The organism is Aurantimonas sp. E1-2-R+4, from assembly GCF_036549515.1.
Classification (GTDB): Bacteria; Pseudomonadota; Alphaproteobacteria; order Rhizobiales; family Rhizobiaceae; genus Aurantimonas; species Aurantimonas coralicida_A.
The window spans coordinates 1-1188 of the sequence record NZ_JAZHLK010000139.1 but is presented as its reverse complement, the minus strand read 5'-3'; the positions used below and the strand labels follow the sequence as shown (position 1 = coordinate 1188).

The 1188-nt window shown below is 49.4% G+C and carries 2 protein-coding genes; one reads left to right on the top strand and one right to left on the bottom strand.

All coding sequences use genetic code 11. The annotated features are described in order from the left end of the window. A partial coding sequence (locus tag VQ045_RS21735) for a hypothetical protein (RefSeq protein ID WP_331831610.1) occupies positions 1-213 on the top strand: 213 nt, incomplete at its 5' end. Here VQ045_RS21735 and VQ045_RS21730 read toward each other — a convergent pair. Beyond that, a complete protein-coding gene (locus tag VQ045_RS21730; RefSeq protein WP_331831609.1) occupies positions 210-911 on the bottom strand; it encodes a hypothetical protein in 702 nt (233 codons plus the stop codon). The two genes, VQ045_RS21735 and VQ045_RS21730, sit on opposite strands and share 4 nt — an antisense overlap. Positions 912-1188 lie beyond the last annotated feature (277 nt).

Sequence of the window (1188 nt, the reverse complement as noted above, 5' to 3'; positions counted from 1 at the left end):
TTCCCGCGGTTTGCTTTCGTCCACATCGCTTCCATGCCCTCGTCGAATCAAATCAACAGCATGGAATCACAAACGATTCATATCATTCAACTTCTTTGTGGACCGACACTTAGTGCATTTTTGCTCGTTACAGTAGAAATCGCCGCGTCCTTCGTTGGCCACATCAACCTCACCACCGTCCAGAAGTGGCTACCCTACTTGTCAAAATCCTAAGTCAAAATATCAAATAAGGCGGCGAGAATTTGCGTGCCGCCCTTAGTAGACATAGGGCCCACCCCAAGAAACATACCGGCATCAGGCCCACCTCTCACGCGAATACCAAACCCGTCCGACCGAACGATTTCTTGTGCCTCTTCCTTTGAAAGGAAGACATCAATGTTGCAATAAATCCCGTTTATCGTCCTGTTACAACGATAAGAGATATCAATTACAATTTTCTCATTCATTCCTACGACCAACTCGACGAGTGGAAAATTCGTCAACTCCCATTCGCGTCCCTGCGTCTCAATAACAGCGTAGACAAAGAACCCAGTTGGTTTTACGAAGCCGAAAAGCATTTTGTGATGGCCGTAGAAGTTGTCACGTTCGCCGCGAACGTAAAGTGTGTTGTCAACGGACTGTAATGACCAATCTACGAGGGTTTCTCCTCCCGTAACGAATAGAAGGCGACGTAGATCTTCATGAGGCACAAGCTCGATCTTATCCGCGTCGATCGCAGACGAAATAGACAGGAAATCTGGGTTGATGCCCATGTCAACAATGTATCTCGCGATCTTCGCAGATAGAATTTGGGACTGCCCGATATGGGCGGGGGTCGGATCTCGAAACGAGAATTGATGGACGCCAAAACGGTCTTCGGGACAGAGGTGACGGAGTCTTCCGCCAATGAAGAGCAAGGTAGCTGCGCTCATGCATTGACCCGAGATTTTTTTCCTCGCTTTGATAAGATCACCCTCGGAATCGGGATCCAGAACATACCGCCCTATGTGAGTGGAAAACCAACTGTCACGTATGGTTCTGCCCATGTTGATTGCAGTCTCAACGTCCCCGCCTGATGAGTCGATGTAGACCCTAGTTCGGGGGATGTCCCGAAGTTTGTTGAACTTCGTTGAGCGGCGATGCCGGGTTGAACGTTACGCCGCCCTCGATGCAGGGGCAATGAACTTTTCGGCATTTTGGCGCTGATGG